Source organism: Nitrospinota bacterium, assembly GCA_016235255.1.
Taxonomy (GTDB): domain Bacteria; phylum Nitrospinota_A; class UBA7883; order UBA7883; family JACRLM01; genus JACRLM01.
Genome location: JACRLM010000035.1, coordinates 1 through 19,707 on the forward strand (window position 1 = coordinate 1; position 19,707 = coordinate 19,707).

The following is a 19,707-nucleotide window of genomic DNA, read 5'->3' on the forward strand; positions in this document are numbered from 1 at the left end:
CTATGATTAAAACCTTTGGAGCCCCTCAGTCCTTCTGCTTCTGCGTCCGCAAGGTGACAGGTTTCGGCCGCGCGACGCAACGCGTCGCGTCGGTCGCAAACCACCTTGCGGCGCGCCAGATCACACATCGCGGCCCATCATCCAATTCAGCCAGCCTCATCGCATGATTCGAGGATTGGACTCATTTCGGTTTTTCGCCTTCCTGGCTGTGTTCTTGTTCCACGCCGGCTACCTGGAGTGCGGCTATCTGGGCGTGCAGGCTTTCTTCGTTCTGTCCGGCTTTCTCCTCACCCCCATCCTCCTCGACATGAAGGCCTCCCTGGACCGAGGTCAGTATTTCCGGAACTTCTACGGCAGGCGCGTTCTGCGCATCTTCCCGTTGTATTACGCCTGCCTGGTTGCGGCGGCCCTGGTCCTGCTGTCGGCCTGGCAGCTCCCCGCGCTGCGCCAGACGCCGGGCGTGGCCAGCAGCCTGGCCGAGTTGCCCTACTTGTTCACCTACACCAGCGACTTCTACCAGGCCGCGCACTCCGGCCTGAGACACACGTCCCCGCTCTTCACCCACTTCTGGTCGCTGGCCGTGGAGGAGCAGTTCTACCTGGTCTGGCCCTTTTTCCTCTGGCTGGTGCCGGCAAGGCGGCTGCCGTACTGGGGGGGGGGGGGGGGGGGGGGGGGGGGTAGATTGCGGGCAGTCCGCCATCCACGCGGCGAAAGGGGCAATAATAATACCAAGGGGAATAATTATCATGCTGACAAAAAGACACGGACTTTGGGGGACATTGCTTGGCGCAATTGCATTGGTCGCCGCATGCGGGGGCGGAGGTGGCGGATCGTCATCATCGTCCACCAGCGGATCAACGTCCACTTCAAGCGGCGCGTCAGGCTCCAGTTCCGTTTATTTAAAGTGCGATTGCATTGAGTTGACTGGAATTGGAGAAACCTTGACCTTCACCACATCAAATGACAAGTTGATTATCACAGGTTCCAATCCCACTAGCGTCGTCCATCAAACAACCGGCGGGGTCAACGAGACATTGAATGTACCAGAGGGGGAAAGCGTTAGCACAATGGCTACTGGGGGTATGTACGTAAATTTCTTTAGAGGCGCGAAAGGTGTGGGAGAGGCGGATTACTTTATAATTATGAGTGATGGTGATATGTCACTATCCGCTAATATCTACCAGCTTTACTCATATTCAACAAACACGACATGGCCGTCTGAACGGGTATTTGTTGACTTTGGACGAGATGTCGTTTCCATGGATATGCAGAGCGGAGAGTTTGTTTTCTATCATAATACTCAAAACGGTCAAATCCAAACAGGGGGTGGTTATTCGCTAGCGGTCAATGAAGGCGCAAGCTCGCTGAGCAGTTACTCGGATTCATTCACTCAATTGGTGAGGACCGGCAATAATACGTTTGTGGTCGTTCAAACCGGGTCGGTGAGCAACACAAGCGATATATACCCATAATGGAGCGGGGCATCTTGCCCGCAAATCATCATTGCGCCTTCGATGGGCGCAATGATGATAAGAATTAAACACAAACCGTCTCACAAAGCGGTGGTTATCTCCACATTCTTTTCCCCGTTAGCGGAGCCTTCGAGGCTCCATTAACGTGATGCGGGCGGGACGCCCGCGCTCCTGGGGGAAGATGCGCTGCTCCATGGCCAGTCTTGCGGTTGCGCCACAAGACCGGCTTTCACCGGGTTGTTTTCGATATATTCCCGCGCCATGAAAAAGTGCCGCTCGTTCCGGATGGCTCTGTCGAAATACTCCGGTTGCCAGAATTTGCCGTCCAGCCCTAGCGTTTTTTTCGCTTCCTTGGCTGTAAATGATTTCCAGCTTTGTAATATCGAGGATATGGCGTGTCCGCCGCATGGGGAAAAAAGGGCGTGAACATGGTTTGGCATAACGGCCCACGCATGCAACATATACCTTTCGCCGTCAAATTTCGCCAAAGCCCGCGCCACCATACCGGCGATACGACCGTCAGCCAGCCATCGTACGCCTGGGCCATTATCCAGATAATCCTCCACCCGGTTTCGGAATTCTTCGTTTCTTTTCAGTTCCGGTTCATTGGCCAGTTCGCCCTTCCATTTCAACAGAAGTTCTTTTGGCAGCGAACCATAAAGCCTGAATGATACGGTTTGCGTGATTTCCCCGCCCTCGAAATGGGGCAAATAACCGCGATCATGCCAATAGATTTTCAGGGGATTATTTTCCATGCCGGAAATTTAACACGCGCTTCCGCTAAAATAAATATCTTCTCCCCTTGGAGCGCGGGCATCTTGCCCGCACCGCCTTTTCGCCGGTTCGACGCCGGCGTAAAGGCGGTAATAAGCAGTTACGCAAAAACCGGCTTGTTTATAGTGGCGTTTCTCTATTTGCGTTTTATACGGCGCGTTGAGCGCCGTATAAAACGATGCGGGCAAGATGCCCGCGCTCCTTAGTCAATCCCCACCACAATCTTGATGAAATAGGGTGGAAATTGTTGTAGTATATGGCCGTATTTTTATATTGGGGATCAGTTTTACTTTTCGAACGCCAATGGGGGTTATCATGAGCGGAATCATAGCGGTGACGGGCAGGCAGATAATAGATTCACGCGGTAACCCCACCGTCGAGGTGGACGTGATTTTGGAATCGGGCGCCATGGGCCGGGCCGCCGTCCCTTCCGGCGCCTCCACGGGAACCCGCGAGGCGCTTGAGCTTCGCGACGGGGACAAAAAGCGCTTCTCCGGCAAAGGCGTCCTTAAGGCCGTCGCCAACGTGAACAATAAAATCGCCCCCAAGATACTGGGGCTGGACGCCACCGACCAGGCGAACATAGACGGCCTGATGATCGCGCTGGACGGCACGGAGAGCAAGAAAAACCTGGGGGCCAACGCGATGCTCGGCGTTTCCATGGCTGTGGCGAAAGCCGCCGCGGAGGACGCTGGCCTGCCGCTTTTCCGCTATATCGGCGGGGCCAACGCCAAGGAACTGCCGTTGCCGATGATGAACATAATGAACGGCGGCGCCCACGCGGACAACAATGTGGACTTCCAGGAGTTCATGATAATGCCGGCCGGGGCCAAATGTTTATCCGACGCTTTGAGGATGGGGGCCGAAATATTCCACACGCTTAAAAGCATCCTCAAGAAAAAAGGATACGCCACATCAGTCGGCGACGAGGGTGGTTTCGCCCCGAACTTGAAGAGCAACATCGAGGCGGTGGAAGTGATACTCGAAGCGATTTCCGCCGCCGGATACAAGCCGGGCAAGGACGTTATGCTGGCGCTGGACGCCGCCGCGTCGGAATTTTACGAGAACGGCAAATACGTGATGGAGGCGGAGGCAAAGCCCAACAAGACCACGGACGACATGATCCGCTTCTACGAGGACATGGTGCGGCAGTACCCGGTGATCTCCATAGAGGACGGGCTGGCCGAGCAGGACTGGGCTGGATGGAAGAAGCTGACGGACGCGCTTGGGAGCAAGGTACAGCTTGTGGGGGACGACATATTCGTCACCAATACAAAAATATTCGCAAAAGGTATCGAAAAGGGGATCGCCAACTCCATATTGATAAAGGTGAACCAGATCGGCACGCTGACGGAGACCATGGACGCCATAGAGATGGCCAAGCGGGCGGGGTACACCGCCGTGATAAGCCACCGTTCCGGCGAGACGGAGGACTCCACCATAGCCGACATCGCCGTGGCGGCCAACACCGGCCAGATAAAAACCGGTTCCATGAGCCGGACCGACAGGATCGCCAAGTATAACCAGCTCCTGCGGATTGAGGAAATGCTGGGGGACGCCGCCGCTTTCCGGGGGCGATCTGTTTTCACCTCCATCAAGGGATGATTAGTGGCGCTCAAAGTGGAATTTGACGGGCGGGCGAAAAGGCTTCTGGCGTTTTCGGCGGTTTTCTTCGTGCTTGTGACGGTGGCGGCGTGGAACAAGGAAAACGGATTCGCGGACATACAGCGGCTGTCCACGGCGATAAATGAACTGGACACCCGGATAGCGGACTTAAGGCTGGAGAACGAGCGCCACGCCAACGAACTTCGGTTCATCAACACAAGCGACATATATGTTGAAAAGATCGCCAGGGAGAGCCTGGGCCTGGTGAAACCGGGCGAAGTGGTATATGAATTTGTGGACGCGGCCAGCATCGGCGGCGTTCAGGACCATCCATCCCTGGCACAGCCGGAAAAGCCTTCCGCCCAATAGCGCCGCGCGCGTTTTGCGCCTAATTGTCCCCGGTGGCGGACTTGATCTCCTGCTCCCCTTTTCCATAAGCCATGTACGCCACCCCGCCGAGCGCTACGGCCAACACCATCGAAATGATGTGGAACACCACCGCCAGCTCCACCCCCTTGGCCGAACCAAACAGGGACAATATCTCGCCAAACCCGATCTCCCCCACCCCGAGGCCTCCCGGGGCCAGCGGTATGGCGTTGATCAAAATGCAAAGCGGCAGGGCGAACATATAGTGGCCAGGTGAAAGTTCGTTGATGTCCAGCGCCTGGGCGATGATATACAGGGCCGTGTACATCATAAACTGCGAAACGATGGACAGGCCCAGGGCCGCCAGCGAATACAGCGGCCTGTCCCGGAAACCGTGGATGGAATTGTATATCTTCACCACCTTGTCGTGAAAAGGCATTTTTGTGAGGATGAAAACGTTCAGCCGCGTCTTGCGCAGCCGCTTGCTCATCACCACCGCCCCGGCGATGTTGTACGCGGCGAAAAAGACCAGGACAAACAGCACAAGACCCTTCATGGCGGGGGTCCACCACGGCGGAACGGAGGGCAGCGTGGCAACGTACGCATACGCCCCCAGCCCGGCGAGCGCCGCAACGAAGATCACAGTATAAAGCCCCAGAAGCCTGTCGAATATTACGGTGGTCACAAGGGCGGCCTTCTGCTGCTGTCCCTTGGCCAGATAGTACGCCTTTACTATGTCCCCCCCCACCGCGCCGGGAAACACGATGTTGAAGAACGCCCCGATCAACGTGAGGTTGAGCGCCGGCCAGAGGCCCACGTGGATGTCCTGCGCCTTGATCAAAAGCCGCCACCTCTCCACGGAGATGAGCATCCCGATGAGCAAAAGCGCCGTGGCCGAAACGATGGCCCCCGGATGGGTGGCGGCCTCCCCTATCGAGGCCAGATTAAGCCTGCCGCTTGAGTACAGGAACCAGAATATGGCCGCTATTATCAGCAGCCTGGCGGCGTCCAGCAGCTTTTTCCTGACCTTATCCATTGTCAACGGGCGTTCCCTTGAAAAAAAATCATCGGGGCAGTGTAACACATCCAAAAGGATATATACTTGTCCGGATGAGGTGGCTATCTTTAATACTTGCACTCGCGGCGCAGCTTACGATGTATGGCGGCGCCTTCGCGGCCGACATAAACATCAGCGCCAAGGCCTCGCCGGAAAGGCTCCCGCCGGGGGAGTCTTTTCAACTTACCATAAGAGTCGAGGGGAGCGGCGTGAAGAGCCTGCCGGATCCTGTCCTGCCCCGGCTTGAGAACTTCGAGATCACCGGCAAAGGGGTGAACCAGGAAATCTCCATGGTCAACCTGACGGCCAAGGTGGCCAAAAGCGTGGTGTACACCATCCGCGCCCCCAAAGAGGGGACCTTTGAAATCCCCTCCGCCACCGTCGAATATGACGGAAGGAAATACTCCACAAAGCCAATCAACATCGTGGTGGACCCCAAGGCCCAGGCGCAGGCCCAGGGCGCGGGGAGGAAGGACCCTCTGGACCTGGACGGGCTCATTAACAACAGCTTCTTCCCCCAGGGAAGAAAGATCGCCAGGGACGACATATTCATCACAATGGACGTGGACAAAAAAGAAGCCGTCCCCAACGAGCCTGTCATGGCCACCTTCAGCTTCTACCGCGCGGTGGACATCTACGAGCACCCGACGTACATGAAACCGGACTTCAAGGGATTCTGGGTGGAGGACATGCAAGGCGGGGACAATAAGCGCGAATGGACCTCCACGCAAAACGTAAATGGAAAGGCCTACCATGTGACCAGGCTCAAGTATGCGCTCATGCCGGTGACGACGGGGACGCACACAATCGAACCGGCGCAGGTGTACATCACAGTGGACCCGTGGTCGGACAGGATGAAGCTTCAGACAAAGCCCATCACCGTGAACGTGCGCCCGCTTCCGGAAAAAGGGAGACCGGCCGGCTTTAAGGGAATGGTGGGAAGCTATACTGTCACTTCGGGCGTGGAGCCTTCCACCCCGGCGGTCAATTCCAACGTGATGTTGCGAATCTCGATAAGCGGCGACGGATACTTAAAGCCAGCCCCCGCCCCGGAAAAGCCGGTCTTGGACGGATTCGAGATATTTGAACCGAAGGTGACGGACACGCTGGACAAAAGCCAGGGAAAACTCATCTCCAGGCGGATAATTGAGTTTCCGATGATACCGCGCCAGACCGGGGAAAAAACGATCCCCCCCATGGTGTTCACATGGTATGACACGGCGAAGAAGGAATATGTGCGCGCGGCCACCGTGGAAGCGAGGATCAACGTCACCGCCCAGGCTGGCGGCCAGGGGACGGCTGGGGGGCATGGCGGGATCGAGCAGGTCCAAAGCGGCATGAGGTACATAAAGCCGGACGTGGCGGTCCTTTCCGCCGAACCTGCGCCGGTCCATGGCAGGTGGTGGATGTGGGTCATCCTCGCCGCGCCTTTGCCGGCGCTTGCGGGGATAAACGTATTCGCCCGGAGGCGCCAACGGCTTTTGACCGACAGGCGTTTCGCCAGATTGACAAACGCCGCCGGAAACGCACACAAAAAGCTGGACGAAGCGGAGGGGCTTTCGGACGGGCGTGAATTCTTCGCGCATGTGGACAGCGCCATACGCGGATATCTGGCCGACCGGTGGGACATGCCCGCCCCTTCCGTTACAGCGGAGACGATACACCAGCGGATCAACGCAGATGGCGCGTTGCGGGACGAAATAATAAACGCGCTGGAATCGGCGGAAACCGGAAGGTACGCCCCATCCGGCGGCGAGGACAGGACCGGCAGCCTGAAAAGGGCCAGGGAAATAATCGGACGGCTGGAGCGGAGCAAATGAGAATTCTGGCATTCGCGGCGGCGATATTCGCTCTCACAACTCTTCGCGCTTACTCGATGACGGACGCGGAGATTTACAACACCGCCAACAGGCTGTACCTGGCCGGAGATTACGAAGGAGCGCTTGGACTGTACAACTCCCTGAACATCGCCAACGCATACCTGGAATACAACAAAGGGGCGGCGTACCTTAAGACCGGGAAATTGGGCAGGGCGGCGGTTCGGTTTCACCGGGCGCTGCGGCTAGATCCGGACGACGAGGACGCCATTGCCAACCTGGAATATATAAACACCATCAAGCCCGACAGCGAGAAGGGCGCCAGGCCCGGGACGTTAGCGCGGGCGCTGAACGCCTTGAAAGGCGCCGTGGGTGTGAACACGTCCGTATGGGTGTTCACCGCGCTTTATTACGCGGCGGCGGGGCTGGCGGGGCTCGGGGCGCTCTGCTCCGGCAGGCTGAAAAAAAGGGCCTATTTGATTGCGGCTGTGGCGGGATTGGCAGCGATGGCGTGGGGGGGATGGACATTCTGGCGGATCGCCGGGGTGGACCAGGCCGGGGCCGCCGTGGCGGTGGAAGCGAGCGTGGACGCTTTCGCCGAACCGTCGGAAAAAAGCGGCAGGTTGTTCACATTCCATGACGGCGCCGCCTGCAGGATAAGCAGGATCGAAGGGGACTTCGCGCAGGTGACACTGGCTTCCGGGCTGACCGGATGGGTGCAAAGGGGCTCTGTGGAGGAGATTTGAACGCGCAACACCGGATTCATGACCGTGTATAAGCTGATCCGTCTTTTTTATGGAAGATAATTAACTTGACCGGCGGCGCGCCACTAATATAAAAATGTTTCACGCCTCCGCCCGCGCGGCGGCGGTTCAAACCAGGCCGGTGATTCCATCAGCCTTGGCCAGTTCATAAGAACGTCTTCAAGAGGGGCGTTTGATTGCTGTTATAAACTTGAACGGAGGAATCTTATGAGAAATCTAAGCCTGTTAGCGTTAGGGCTGGCGGCGTGGATCGGCCTTGCCTCAAATGCGCAAGCGTATCCCGCGGCCGGAGCGGAGCCTTCGGAAGGCTGCCGGGCATGCCATACCAACTCCGAATACCGCGGCAAACTGGTGGTCAAGCTTCTGCGCGTGAAGGACGGCAAGCAGATAGTTGACGACTACAGCGCCTCGAGCAACAACATAATCATCCCGATCAAACCGGGGAGCAAGGTGGGCTACAAGCTCGTGCTCGGCTCCAAGGACGCCGGCACGGCCAACGCGGTGGGCTGGCTTTGGAAGCTTCCTCCGGGGGTGGAGACCGAACTGCCAAACTGCGTGCGCAAGCTTGAGCAGGGGCAGCCGTGGACAAAGTACACGGACACCGACGGCCAGGAAAAAAACGTGAAAAACCACACCGTGGCGGGGCAGACTTTCTACTTCGGCGGCGCGGCCCCGAACCAGCCGATGACCGGTGAACTGAGGGTGTCCCTGGGCAAGGACGGCCACGGGCCCGAAGGGCTGGCAGGCCACACGATAAAAGTCACTTTCGTTCCGCAGGGAGGCAAGTAAAAAGCCATGAAGAAGATAATTTTAGCGCTGGCCGCGGCAATAGTCCTGCCATCCTGGGCTTTGGCCCTTCCCGGCTCGTCGGTATATCCGGACCCGAAGAAGGGGCCCGGCCCGAACCCTTGCTCCTCCTGCCACAAGAACAACGCGGAGTTCGAGAAGAACATCTACATTGACGTGCGCGACGACAAGGGTGTGAGCCTTATCAACAAGGAAGGCGCCGCCGAGATACCCTTCAGGCCCGGCGAGTCCACAGTGGTGGACGTGGTCGTTGGCATAAAGGACCCGGACCCGAAGGCCAAAGTGGCCGGCTGGTTCGTCAACCTGCCCATGGGCGCCGCCCTGGTCCACGGCTCGGTGAACTACTGCTACCAGCGGCTCAATTACGAGGTGCATAGCCAGTTCGCGGTGGACAACACCAACTACCGGACGCACGACAAGCACGTGGTCACCTTCCACAGGTACTTCTCCCCGGCGGAGACGGAGCTTTGGGTGGGAGTCGGCGGTAAGGCCACCGACACCGAACCGGGCTCCGACGCGCGCAAAGGTACACTTGGCTTGAAAAACATCAAGCTCAAATGGGTGAAAGACATCAACCCGTAGCCTGACAGCGCTTTTTGAACAAAGACCGCCCCCCGCCCCGTCATCAAACCAGGCGGGGCGGCTTTTTTATTTTTATCCCTCGCGCATGACACGCCGCATTTTGTCATCCCGGAAGCCGCCAGCGGCGGCTATCCGGGATCGCGGCTTTGCATGGAACTGGCATGCAAACAACCGTCCATTGGTTCATCAAAGGCAATAGTGATTTGACGTATTTTTATCCGGGGATCAACCATGGCATTGACAACGGCCTCCCGGGATTTTATATTAGACAAGACGATATGAAACCCTTGATTTTAAAGGGTTTTAATAAACGTATAACTAGGAGGCTTGTTTTTAATGAACACATTCCGGACCGCGGCCCTGCTCACGGCGCTCACTTTGATCTTTGTTTTCGGAGGAGCGGCCCTGGGGGGAAAGAGCGGAATGATAATGGCGTTCATCCTCGCGCTGGGGATGAACTTTTTCTCTTATTTCTACAGCGACAAGCTTGTGCTCAACATGTACGGCGCAAAGGAGATCAGCGAGGCGGAGGCCGGCTGGCTGTACCAGACCATCCGCGAGCTGACCTCCAAGGCGGGCATCCCCATGCCCAAGGTGTACATGATACCGACCGACCAGCCCAACGCATTCGCCACCGGGCGAAATCCCGGGCACGCCGCCGTGGCGGTGACGCAGGGGATCATGCGCACCCTGAACAGGGAACAGCTTGCCGGGGTTCTGGCGCACGAGATCGCGCACATCAAGAACAGGGACATCCTGATAGGCACGCTGGCCGCCACCATGGCCGGGGCCATATCCATGATTGCCAACATGGCCCAGTGGGCGCTGATGTTCGGCGGCCACAACCGGGACGACGGCGAGGGGACCCATCCTATCGTGGCGGTGGTGATGATGCTTGTGGCGCCCATAGCGGCGATGCTTGTGCAGATGGCCATAAGCCGCCAGCGCGAATACCTGGCCGACCGCACCGGGGCGGAGCTGACACGCAATCCGGAAGGGCTTGCCGGGGCGCTCATAAAGATACACGAGGCGGCCGCCTTTACGCCGATGAACGCGGAGCCGGCCACGGCGCATCTTTTCATCATGAGCCCGCTTACGGGCCAGGATTTCGCAACGCTCTTCTCCACACACCCTCCGGTGGAAAAAAGGGTGGAAGCGCTGAGGAACCTTCACTTTTTCAGCTAGGAATTAGCGCACACATCGGGACGGCGGTGGAGAGCCGCCGTTTTTTTTCGCCGGGAAAGATATCCCACCAAGCCGCATATTCTTCATCGCGCTTCACTAAATATTTGTTGCCAGCATGTTAACATGCGCGTTAACATGGCCGGATGAGCAGGACAATCGTTTTCTACCGGACGTCCGATGGCAAATGCCCGGTGGAGGATTTCCTGAATTCCCTTCTAGGCAAGGCCGCGCAAAAAGTCACGTGGGTCTTGCGGTTGATCGAGGAACTGGACAATGTCCCATCAGCATATTTTAAAAAATTGGCCGGGACCGGCGGCATTTGGGAGATCAGGATTGTCTTTGGCTCGAATGCCCACAGAATATTGAGCTTTCTCGCGGGAAACGCCCAGGCTGGAAATTGAAAGAGCGGAAGCTTGCATGAAAGATTATCTGGAAAGGAAAGGCCGATGAGTGAGCTGAAGAAATATATAACCAAACGAAAAGCGATTGACATAAAATTCGCGGACGGTTATGACGAGGGCTATGAACAGTTCAAGGTGGGCGTTATACTCCGGCAAGCTCGCGAGAAGGCCGGACTGACGCAAGAAGAGCTGGCGCGGCGGCTGCACACTAGGAAGACGGCCATCTCCCGCATTGAAAACCACGCGGAAGACATAAAGCTGTCCACACTTGAGCGTGTTGCGTCCGCCCTCGGCAGACGGCTTGAGGTAAAAATCGCGTAGCGTCCCAAACTTTCAACATATAGAAAGCCAAGCGACCGACAATGGCCGAGCCATGCTCCCCCCCCATCCGCGTGGTCTATTGCTCCAAGTCCTTCCAGGTGGGGGGTGGGATCGCAAGAATGGACCATTACCATCACATGTTCCTGGACCGAACGCTTTTCGATCCGGTATTCGTGGTGACGGACGAGCCGGGCGAGGGCCAAAAGGCCTATGAAGGCGCCGCGCCGTATGTTTTCACCGGGATTGAAAACAGGTTCGCAAGACTTATGGAAATTTTCTCCACGGCGGACATGGTGGTCTTCTCCGACGTGTTCAGCCCCATCATCTGCGAAGCGGCCATCGCCTCGCGCGTCCCGGCGATTGTGGAGGTCGCCCACGACATCGCCACGGGGCGGATGTACGATGAAATAGACGTCACCATATGCGTTTCCGAAGCGGCCCGGAAAGTTCAGCCGGTTCCGGAAAAGACCGCTGTAATCCACAACGGCATAAACCTGCCGGAATTCCCTTTCCGCGCCACCTCTAAAGATAACGGCGGCAAAATAATCATTCTTCAGGCAGGCAGCAGGGGGAAGGCGGAGATAAACCTCGACGCGCTTGCGGACGAAATCGCCGCGATAAATCCATCTGTGGGAATATGGATGGCCGGGGCGGATCAAACACTCCCATCCACAGAGAGAGTGAAATTCCTGGGCGTGCAAAATGACATCGCTTCCCTGTATCACAAGGCCGATCTGCTTTTCCTCTATTCAAAGCGGGAGGCGTTCGGCCTCGTGGTGGCCGAGGCGATGGCCTGCGGGCTTCTGCCTGTGGTGTCGGACAATGGCGGCCCGGCGGAGATTGTTTCAAACGGCGTGGATGGCTGGATCGGCCCGGCCGGGAACAGAAGCGAAGCCATCGCCATGATCCGGAAAGCCCTGGCAATCCACGGGACGGATGAATGGGAGAAAATGCGAACTGCCGCCCGCGCCAAAGTGGAGAGATCGTTCTCCATCGAGCGTTGCGTTCGTGAATACGAAATAATTTTCGCGAGGATTGTAAGCGGCAAAGGGAGACGCGCCACGCCCGGCCCCCGTTCCGCCCCCGTTCCGCCGGAGGTGTCTATCGAAGAGGCGGTTTTCCATATGCAACGGGGAGATTGGAACCGCGCCGTGGAAATGCTGCGCAGCATGGATGAACGGCCCGCTCCTGTGCGCGTGAAACTGTGCGCCTGGGCGCTGGAGAAATTCGCCAAACAGGCCGTCGCGCGCGGCGATTTATCAACGGCGGATTTGTGCTATAGAAAGCTTTACAACTCCGGCTTCCGGGACATCCCATGGATGAAAGACTGGCTTTCCGTGTTGCCGTCCGGCGCCGGGAAAGAGCCTTTATTGAAGGAACTGATCGCGATGAATCCGGCGGACGCGGACCTTTACATGCTTCTGGCGGAATTTTATATGGAATCGGGCAAAAGCCGCCTTGCGGTGAGCGCCCTGAACGATGGCGCGCAAAAATGTCCCGGCTCTCCCGAACTTGCGCAGATACGGGACATGCTTGCGGAAAAACTGGGAGGGGCCGGCCATGACCAATAGCCTCCCCCGGAAAATCCGCCTGGTCCACTGCGCCTTCGCCCGGGGCTCCGGCGGCGGCATCCCGCGCATGGACACGTTCTATCACCGCTTCCTCGACCGCGGCATTTTCGATGTAAGCTTCGTCATCCCCGGCGAGGAAGACCCGAAGGACATCCCTTTCGACCCCTCCATCGAATACCGCTACACCGGGCGCGAGGGACGGTTTGAAAAGATGGTGGAAATTTTCGCCGATGCGGACATAGTGCAGTTCTCCGGAGGATTCGCCCCGGCCATATGCGAAGCGGCCATCGCCGCCCAGGTTCCCGCAATTGTGGAGATAATGCACCTTTGCGAGCCGGGCCGGATGTATCCGGAAATAGACGTTTCGATTTGCGTCTCGCGCACAGTTGAAAAGTTCCAGCCGGACAAAAGCCGGACTGTCGTGATCCACAACGGGATAGACGTGGACGAATTTCCATTCCGCAACGAACCACTTGCCGATGACCGCATCGTAATACTCGAATCCTCCCGGCGCGAAAAACCGAAACATTTCCATCTGGACGAGCTTGCGGCGGACATACTGGCGATAGACCATCGCATAGAGATATGGATGGCCGGACGCCATCAAACCGGGGCGTCCACGGACAGGGTGAAATTTTTGGGGTTGCGGAGCGACATGCCGCCGTTATATCAACAGGCGGACGTCATGGCTCTGTTCTCCAGGGTGGAGCCGTTCGGGCTGGCGGCGGTGGAGGGGATGGCCTGCGGGGCACCGCCAATCGTATCCGGCGACGGGGGCATGGCGGAGATAGTCACAAACGGGGTGGACGGCTGGATAGTCAACGGGGCGGACAAGGATTCGATAATCACAGCCGTGCGGGAGGCGGCGGCGATGCGGGGATCGGAACGATGGGAGAACATGCGAAGGCGCGCCCGCAAAACCGTGGAGGAAAGGTTCGACGCGCGTTTGATGATCCGCGAATACGAGAAGGTTTACTTGAACCTTGCGGAGTCGAAGGGATTAAGAAAGACCTCCGGGCCGTTAAACGCCGAGCCATGCCCGGAAGTGTGGCTGGACGAGACCGTTAAACTGTTTCATGAAAAAGATTGGGACGCGTTGGCCGTGATGGCTGGCAGGATGGCTGCCTTACGGCCATTTAAGATATCATCCCTGGCCCATACCGCTTTGAACATGGCCATTCACGCCGCCGCCAACGGCCAGAACAGCGCCGCCAACGATCTTTACATGACCGCCCACAAGTCCGGCATGCGGGGGGCGGAGTGGATGCGCAACTGGGTGGAGATAATGCCCGGCGGCCCTCTGCGTGACAGAGTGTTGTCTGAACTTATGGCCATGCGGCCGGACGACGCGGAGGTGGTGATACTTGCAGTGGAGGAAAAGGTGAACGCAGGCGATCTGGCGGGAGCGGTGAAGTTATTGGAAGATAGCATGGCAAGGATGCCGGGGAACGAAACGCTGCTGGAGATATATACGCTGCTTAAGGGGAAGTTGGGGCGGTAAAAATGGCCGCTTAAGTTGGTGGCGTTCTTCGAACGCATCATTGAAATCGGCACGCTACGCACGATAGGGATGCGCAAAGTGGAAATCTACCAATTGCTTTATTCCGAAGCGGCGATTATCGGAGCGATAGGAACACTGGCCGGGCTGGCATTTGAAACGGCGCTGATTTTGACTGCAGCCCATATTGGCATCCCGTTGGGGAGCTTCATAAATCAGCAGGTGCGCCCTACTCTTACGGCAATCAGCCTGGCGATTTCGCCGCATAACTCCTTTGATTCCAATGTGTTATGTACATGAAGACGCAACCTGCGGAAACACGCTGGGTTACGGGATTCCCAAGGACAGATATTTTTTTATTTTTAACCCTTGACTCTGTAGTAGAGTGCGGACCTTATAATGCAATCAGAGCGAAAGGAGACCCTGATGGAATCGCTGACAATCGGAAAAATCGCCCGCCTCGCGGAGATCGGAGTCGAAACCGTTCGGTTCTATGAGCGGGAGGGGCTCATCGAGGAACCTCCTCGCAGGGAATCCGGATACCGGCAATATCCCGAAGAGACCGTCCACCGGCTCCGCTTCATAAAGCGAGCGAAGGAACTCGGGTTCACGCTCAGGGAGATCAAAGAGCTACTGGGATTGCGCGTCGATTTGTCGTCGTCGGCCACTTGCAATGCGGTTCGAAAACTGGCTGAGGAAAAAACTGCGGACGTGCGCGGCAAGATAAGGACCCTACAGAGGATGGAGGCGGTTCTCGTGCAGCTCGTGGGTAGCTGTCGAAATCGCGCCGTTACCAGCGACTGTCCCATCCTCAAAGTGCTTCAACAGGAGGAAACCAATGAAGGCGAGCGGAATAAGTCAGGACAAAGCGACAAGTAAGGCGGGGACCATCGCCCAGGCGGGTGCGCTGATATCGGCCGTGCTCGCATCCGCCTGTTGCTGGCTGCCTCTGTCGCTCATCGCGTTCGGAGTATCGGGCGGAACGATGGCAGCCAAGTTCGAGGCATCCCGGCCCGTGTTGCTGCCGGTGACCTTCGCCATGCTCGGCCTGGCGTTTTTCTTCACTTACCGAAAGCCGAAAATCGTCGTGGCCGCTACTTCAGGCGGCGAAGAATCGTGTGGTTGTCCGGCGGAGCACTTGAAGGGGTTTACGATCAAGAGATTGAACAAGATCATGCTCTGGGTGGTCACCGTTTTCGTGCTCGCCTTCGCCTTTTTCCCGAATTACATCGGTTTCCTCTTGGCGCGCAACGGCACGGCTCGTTTTCATAACACTTGACTCCGTAGTTGGCTACGGGTTTAAGGTTAGCATATCTTTTGGAAAGGAGAATCACATGTCCGAAACAAAAACAGGTCGCGGTGCGCTCTTCGCGGGCGGCATGGCGGCCATCCTGGCCTCGACCTGCTGCCTCGGGCCGTTGGTATTGCTAACACTTGGAGTGAGCGGTGCGTGGATAGGCAACCTGACGTTACTGGAGCCTTATCGTCCGATTTTTCTCGGTGTGGCACTGATAGCAATGTTCTTTGCCTGGAAGCACGTTTATAGGTCAGAAGCCGGATGCAAGCCGGGTGAAGTTTGTGCGTTGCCACAGACTAGGCGGGCTTATAAAATCATTTTTTGGATCGTTGCGATGCTGGTGCTTGTCGCACTGTCCTTCCCTTATCTTGCACCGCTATTTTATTGAAGGAGCAATAACATGTATAGATTCAAGCAGGCAAGCCGCGCAGCGGCTGCTCGCAAAACGAGCACAGCGAGTTTCGCCAAAATCGCCAAAACACTATCAATTATCGTGGTAACCACGATTACCGTATTGACTCTGTCACCTGCCTTTGCTGCCAGTAAGACGGTCACGCTCTCCGTTCCAAGTATGTACTGCGAAATGTGTCCGATCACCGTCAAGAAGGCATTGAACAAAGTCGAGGGCGTGAGCAAGGTCGAAGCCAGTTTCGAGAAGAAGGAAGCCGTCGTTACCTTCGATGATGCCAAGACTACCGTTAAGGCGCTCACCAAAGCGACTGAAGACGCGGGTTATCCATCGCATGTCGTGGGAGGTCAATGATGAAAACATCAACCTTGCTGAAAACCGGCACGGTCGGAGCGATCATCTCAGCCGTGTGCTGTTTCACACCTGTGCTGGTGCTCATTTTCGGCGCGGTCGGTTTGGCTGCCTGGGTGGGGTATCTCGATTACGTGCTGATGCCAGCCCTGCTGTTCTTTGTCGGTTTGATTATTTATGCTGTCAACCGCAAATCAAAGGCATCCTGCGCCGAGAATGCCAGATGCCAAACCAGCAAATGCCAGCCACAGAAGGGCGATGAATCATGAACAACATCACTCTGCGCATCACCGGTATGACTTGCGAGCATTGCGCGAGAACCGTAGAGAATGCTCTGTCTAACTTACCCGTGGTCGTCTCTGCCTCTGTTTCTTATGACGATGGGCTTGCCAGCGTGGTGGCGCAAAACGGAATCAATACCGATACTCTCGTGCGAGCGGTCAAAGCCGGTGGTTACACTGCCGAGATTATTGGCTCGGACGAAACGGCAGCAGGTAAAGCGGCAAAGACCAAGCTGCATATCGCCGTCATCGGCAGCGGCGGCGCGGCGATGGCTTGCGCTCTGAAGGCGTTCGAGCGCGGCGCGCGGGTGACGCTGATCGAGCGCGGCGCCATCGGCGGCACTTGCGTCAACATCGGCTGTGTTCCTTCAAAGATTATGATTCGCGCGGCCCACATCGCCCACCTGCGCACGAACAGCCCATTCGATGATGGTATCCCGGCAGTTGCGCCTACCATCCTGCGCGACCGGCTGCTCGCGCAGCAACAGGCGCGCGTGGACGAACTGCGCCACGCCAAGTACGAAGGGATACTGGAAAATACCCCGGACATTAACCTGCTGCGCGGCGAGGCCCGTTTCAAGGACGGCCATACGCTGACCGTGCGTTTGAGCGACAGCAGCGAGCGCGAGGTGTCGTTCGACCGCTGCCTCGTTGCAACCGGCGCCAGCGCAGCGATTCCGCCTATTCCCGGATTGAATGACACGCCATATTGGACTTCGACCGAAGCGCTGGTGTGCGACAGCATTCCGCTACGGCTGGTGGTGATCGGCTCCTCGGTCGTCGCGTTGGAACTGGCTCAGGCTTTTGCACGGCTCGGCAGCAAGGTGACAATACTGGCGCGCCACACCTTGTTCTTCCGCGAGGATGCGGCCATCGGCGCAGCGGTAACAGCGGCGTTCCGCGCCGAAAACATCACGGTGCTGAGCGATACGCAGGCGAGTGAAGTCAGCTACGCGAACAGCGAGTTCGTGCTCAAGACCCCGAGTGGTGAACTGCGCGCCGACCGGCTGCTCGTTGCCACGGGACGTTCACCCAACACTCGCAGCCTTGAACTGGACAATGCCGGGGTAGCACTCCGCCCGCAGGGCAATATCGTGATTGACAACCAGATGCGCAGCAGCGCGCCGGATATTTACGCCGCCGGTGATTGCACCGACCAGCCGCAGTTCGTATACGTCGCGGCAGCAGCAGGTACGCGCGCGGCGCTCAACATGACCGGCGGCGAGGCCGCCCTCGATCTCGCCGCCATGCCGACGGTGGTATTCACCGACCCGCAGGTGGCGACGGTGGGAATGTCCGAAGCGGAAGCACACTACGAAGGTATCGAGACCATCAGCCGCACGCTGTCGCTCGACAATGTGCCGCGCGCACTCGCCAACTTCGATACGCGCGGTTTCATCAAACTGGTCGCGGAAGCCGGAAGCCTGCGTCTGCTGGGTGTACAAGCCGTTACGCCTGAAGCGGGCGAGATCATCCAGACGGCGGCTCTTGCCATCCGTGCGCGCATGACCGTGCAGGATTTGTCCGACCAACTCTTTCCATATCTGACGATGGTCGAAGGGCTGAAGCTGTGCGCGCAGACGTTTACCAAGGACGTGAAGCAGCTCTCCTGCTGCGCCGGGTGAGCGGCTGATACAGGGGGCAGTTGAATTCGGAAAGGAGGAAAGATGAATACCGACCCAAACAACAGCAAGATAACCTCCGGTTGCGGCGCGGCGACAAAGCACAGACTGACCTGCGCCGAGTGTTGCGGGCAGCTTCCGCCCGCAGGAACGGTCAGCGTCGAGGCGGACGATTACGTATACCATTTCTGCGGCACGGCCTGCTACGACAAGTGGCACACTCGGACAGGTCATGCAGATACCGGGAAAAACCAAACCGGCTGAATGTCCATCATTTAAGATGCTGGTCATCAGATTGAATGATGGGGAGGGTGTGATGAATGCAGAAGCAGATGTTCCGGAAAGCGCAGGTGCAGCCTTTGCAGAAGCCTTGGCCGAGGCTTTGGACATCCGGGAGCATGAAACAGGGCTGCATTCCAGGCGTGTGGCCTGCCACACCCTGGTGCTTGCCCGCCGATTTACTAAAGACCCCGAGCGCTTGCGCCAGATTTATTGGGGAGCCTTGCTGCACGACATAGGCAAGATCGGGATAGCGGATGCAATTTTGTTGAAGCCGGGAACGCTCAATGAAGATGAGTGGCAGGAAATGCGCACTCACCCCGAAAAGGGGCATCACATCGTGGCGCAGATTCCGGGTATGGAGGAATCCGCCGAAATCATACTCGGCCATGAAGAACGTTTCGATGGAACGGGTTATCCACGCGGACTCAAGGGCGAACAGCTTTCTCTAGGAACGCGATTATTCGCGGTAATCGACACGCTAGATGCGATGACCTCTGACCGCTCTTATCGCAAGGCACTATCATTCGATCAGGCCCGTGCGGAAATCGTCAAAATGAGTGGTACGCAATTTGACCCGGTAGCCGTTCAAGCATTTTTGGCTGAAGAGACTGCACTGCGCGAAATGGTGGCGGCGAAATGCATGCTGTTGCGTGATCCCGATATTTCCGGTGAAGCATCCAATTCGCGCACTTGAGAAGGAATAGGCCACGGTAGTCGAATTCGATTCTTTTAGGACGCATTTCGGCAGTCATGGGTGTCAGTAACTGTGTAGCATCGTCGTCGTTTCCTTCCTCGCAGATACTTCTCGTCCGTTAAGGCCGCAGTTTTGCGGCCAGATTAATTACTACTGGTCGTTCACCATGTCCAGGACGAACTGACATTTGACCGGCGATGGGGCGGCGCTACAACCGCCCCTGTAATTTGGGCGCCAGGCCGTTTGCTTTTGATTTTTAAAAATGTCCGGGGTGTTGTAGCCCGCAAGGGCGGTCACCCCGGAATCTTTTTTCTCCACCGGGAGCGCGGGGTGGCGCGGCCACCGCGATAGCGCCCTCAATCGGCTTATCGTTGCTCAACTCCGACACTTCAGCCCCCCCATGCCGCAAAGCTGTTAGCAACAAATAGAAATGTCCGGTTTAGTAGCACATGAATTGTCCGCTTTGTCCATCCGGTGATTTCCGATTAATCCCGGCGGGGCCGCAAGCGGCGGACAGTTACGCCGCGGCCTTCCTTTTCTTTTTGATTTCA

General features: G+C 57.2%; 23 protein-coding genes and 1 pseudogene. 22 read left to right on the forward strand and 2 right to left on the reverse strand.

Annotation, left to right across the window (positions count from 1 at the left end):
* The first annotated feature begins 175 nt into the window (after nucleotides 1-175).
* Nucleotides 176-919, forward strand: a complete 744-nt coding sequence (locus HZB29_04625; GenBank protein ID MBI5814878.1) for an acyltransferase — start codon at nucleotides 176-178, stop codon at nucleotides 917-919.
* 22 nt (nucleotides 920-941) lie between these two features.
* A complete protein-coding gene (locus HZB29_04630; protein MBI5814879.1) occupies nucleotides 942-1,472 on the forward strand; it encodes a hypothetical protein in 531 nt (176 codons plus the stop codon).
* A 140-nt stretch (nucleotides 1,473-1,612) separates the two neighbouring features.
* On the opposite strand, the gene HZB29_04635 is transcribed toward HZB29_04630, so the two are convergent.
* Entirely contained in the window at nucleotides 1,613-2,104 is a 492-nt protein-coding gene (locus tag HZB29_04635; protein MBI5814880.1) for a transposase, read from the reverse strand.
* 457 nt (nucleotides 2,105-2,561) lie between these two features.
* On the opposite strand from HZB29_04635, the gene eno reads away from it, so the two are divergent.
* Nucleotides 2,562-3,851 (forward strand): phosphopyruvate hydratase, encoded by a 1,290-nt coding sequence (gene eno, locus HZB29_04640; GenBank protein ID MBI5814881.1) that lies wholly within the window; start codon nucleotides 2,562-2,564, stop codon nucleotides 3,849-3,851.
* Nucleotides 3,852-3,854: 3 nt separating this feature from the next.
* Complete coding sequence (locus HZB29_04645) at nucleotides 3,855-4,220, forward strand: septum formation initiator family protein (GenBank protein MBI5814882.1); 366 nt, start codon at nucleotides 3,855-3,857, stop codon at nucleotides 4,218-4,220.
* Between the two features lie 19 nt (nucleotides 4,221-4,239).
* Here the strand turns inward: HZB29_04645 and HZB29_04650 are convergent, their stop codons facing one another.
* A complete protein-coding gene (locus tag HZB29_04650; protein MBI5814883.1) occupies nucleotides 4,240-5,253 on the reverse strand; it encodes a flippase-like domain-containing protein in 1,014 nt (337 codons plus the stop codon).
* A gap of 74 nt (nucleotides 5,254-5,327) precedes the next feature.
* On the opposite strand from HZB29_04650, the gene HZB29_04655 reads away from it, so the two are divergent.
* The 18 genes and pseudogenes from HZB29_04655 (at nucleotide 5,328) to HZB29_04740 (ending at nucleotide 19,156) form a co-directional block, all read left to right on the forward strand.
* Nucleotides 5,328-7,094 carry a protein BatD gene (locus HZB29_04655; GenBank protein ID MBI5814884.1) on the forward strand — a complete coding sequence of 589 codons (1,767 nt, stop codon included), beginning with the start codon at nucleotides 5,328-5,330 and terminating at the stop codon, nucleotides 7,092-7,094.
* Nucleotides 7,091-7,837, forward strand: a complete 747-nt coding sequence (locus HZB29_04660; GenBank protein MBI5814885.1) for a hypothetical protein — start codon at nucleotides 7,091-7,093, stop codon at nucleotides 7,835-7,837. The genes HZB29_04655 and HZB29_04660 overlap by 4 nt, the downstream gene beginning before the upstream one ends.
* A gap of 225 nt (nucleotides 7,838-8,062) precedes the next feature.
* A complete protein-coding gene (locus tag HZB29_04665) occupies nucleotides 8,063-8,644 on the forward strand; it encodes a hypothetical protein (protein ID MBI5814886.1) in 582 nt (193 codons plus the stop codon).
* A gap of 6 nt (nucleotides 8,645-8,650) precedes the next feature.
* Nucleotides 8,651-9,244 (forward strand): hypothetical protein, encoded by a 594-nt coding sequence (locus tag HZB29_04670; protein ID MBI5814887.1) that lies wholly within the window; start codon nucleotides 8,651-8,653, stop codon nucleotides 9,242-9,244.
* Between the two features lie 336 nt (nucleotides 9,245-9,580).
* A complete protein-coding gene (gene htpX, locus HZB29_04675) occupies nucleotides 9,581-10,429 on the forward strand; it encodes a zinc metalloprotease HtpX (protein MBI5814888.1) in 849 nt (282 codons plus the stop codon).
* 143 nt (nucleotides 10,430-10,572) lie between these two features.
* A pseudogene (locus HZB29_04680) lies at nucleotides 10,573-10,879 on the forward strand (type II toxin-antitoxin system RelE/ParE family toxin).
* Nucleotides 10,876-11,151, forward strand: coding sequence for a helix-turn-helix transcriptional regulator (locus HZB29_04685; protein MBI5814889.1), 276 nt, complete (start codon nucleotides 10,876-10,878; stop codon nucleotides 11,149-11,151). The pseudogene HZB29_04680 and the gene HZB29_04685 overlap by 4 nt, the downstream one beginning before the upstream one ends.
* Before the next feature lie 41 nt (nucleotides 11,152-11,192).
* Nucleotides 11,193-12,722 (forward strand): glycosyltransferase, encoded by a 1,530-nt coding sequence (locus tag HZB29_04690; GenBank protein ID MBI5814890.1) that lies wholly within the window; start codon nucleotides 11,193-11,195, stop codon nucleotides 12,720-12,722.
* On the forward strand, nucleotides 12,712-14,223 hold the full coding sequence (locus tag HZB29_04695; GenBank protein MBI5814891.1) for a glycosyltransferase family 4 protein: 1,512 nt from the start codon (nucleotides 12,712-12,714) through the stop codon (nucleotides 14,221-14,223). The genes HZB29_04690 and HZB29_04695 overlap by 11 nt, the downstream gene beginning before the upstream one ends.
* 18 nt (nucleotides 14,224-14,241) lie before the next feature.
* Nucleotides 14,242-14,520, forward strand: coding sequence for an FtsX-like permease family protein (locus HZB29_04700; GenBank protein ID MBI5814892.1), 279 nt, complete (start codon nucleotides 14,242-14,244; stop codon nucleotides 14,518-14,520).
* Nucleotides 14,521-14,646: 126 nt separating this feature from the next.
* The gene (locus HZB29_04705; protein MBI5814893.1) at nucleotides 14,647-15,099 is read left to right on the forward strand and encodes a MerR family DNA-binding protein; all 453 of its coding nucleotides are present in this window, start codon (nucleotides 14,647-14,649) and stop codon (nucleotides 15,097-15,099) included.
* Nucleotides 15,059-15,499, forward strand: a complete 441-nt coding sequence (locus tag HZB29_04710) for a hypothetical protein (protein ID MBI5814894.1) — start codon at nucleotides 15,059-15,061, stop codon at nucleotides 15,497-15,499. The genes HZB29_04705 and HZB29_04710 overlap by 41 nt, the downstream gene beginning before the upstream one ends.
* 55 nt (nucleotides 15,500-15,554) lie before the next feature.
* Complete coding sequence (gene merT / locus HZB29_04715; protein ID MBI5814895.1) at nucleotides 15,555-15,905, forward strand: mercuric ion transporter MerT; 351 nt, start codon at nucleotides 15,555-15,557, stop codon at nucleotides 15,903-15,905.
* Between the two features lie 12 nt (nucleotides 15,906-15,917).
* Complete coding sequence (gene merP, locus HZB29_04720) at nucleotides 15,918-16,280, forward strand: mercury resistance system periplasmic binding protein MerP (protein MBI5814896.1); 363 nt, start codon at nucleotides 15,918-15,920, stop codon at nucleotides 16,278-16,280.
* Nucleotides 16,280-16,546, forward strand: a complete 267-nt coding sequence (gene merF, locus HZB29_04725) for a mercury resistance system transport protein MerF (protein MBI5814897.1) — start codon at nucleotides 16,280-16,282, stop codon at nucleotides 16,544-16,546. Before merP ends, merF begins: the two co-directional genes overlap by 1 nt.
* The gene (gene merA, locus HZB29_04730) at nucleotides 16,543-18,183 is read left to right on the forward strand and encodes a mercury(II) reductase (protein ID MBI5814898.1); all 1,641 of its coding nucleotides are present in this window, start codon (nucleotides 16,543-16,545) and stop codon (nucleotides 18,181-18,183) included. The genes merF and merA overlap by 4 nt, the downstream gene beginning before the upstream one ends.
* A gap of 42 nt (nucleotides 18,184-18,225) precedes the next feature.
* A complete protein-coding gene (locus tag HZB29_04735) occupies nucleotides 18,226-18,444 on the forward strand; it encodes a DUF3330 domain-containing protein (GenBank protein ID MBI5814899.1) in 219 nt (72 codons plus the stop codon).
* 16 nt (nucleotides 18,445-18,460) lie between these two features.
* Nucleotides 18,461-19,156: an HD-GYP domain-containing protein gene (locus HZB29_04740; GenBank protein ID MBI5814900.1), complete on the forward strand. Its 696-nt coding sequence runs from the start codon at nucleotides 18,461-18,463 to the stop codon at nucleotides 19,154-19,156.
* Nucleotides 19,157-19,707 lie beyond the last annotated feature (551 nt).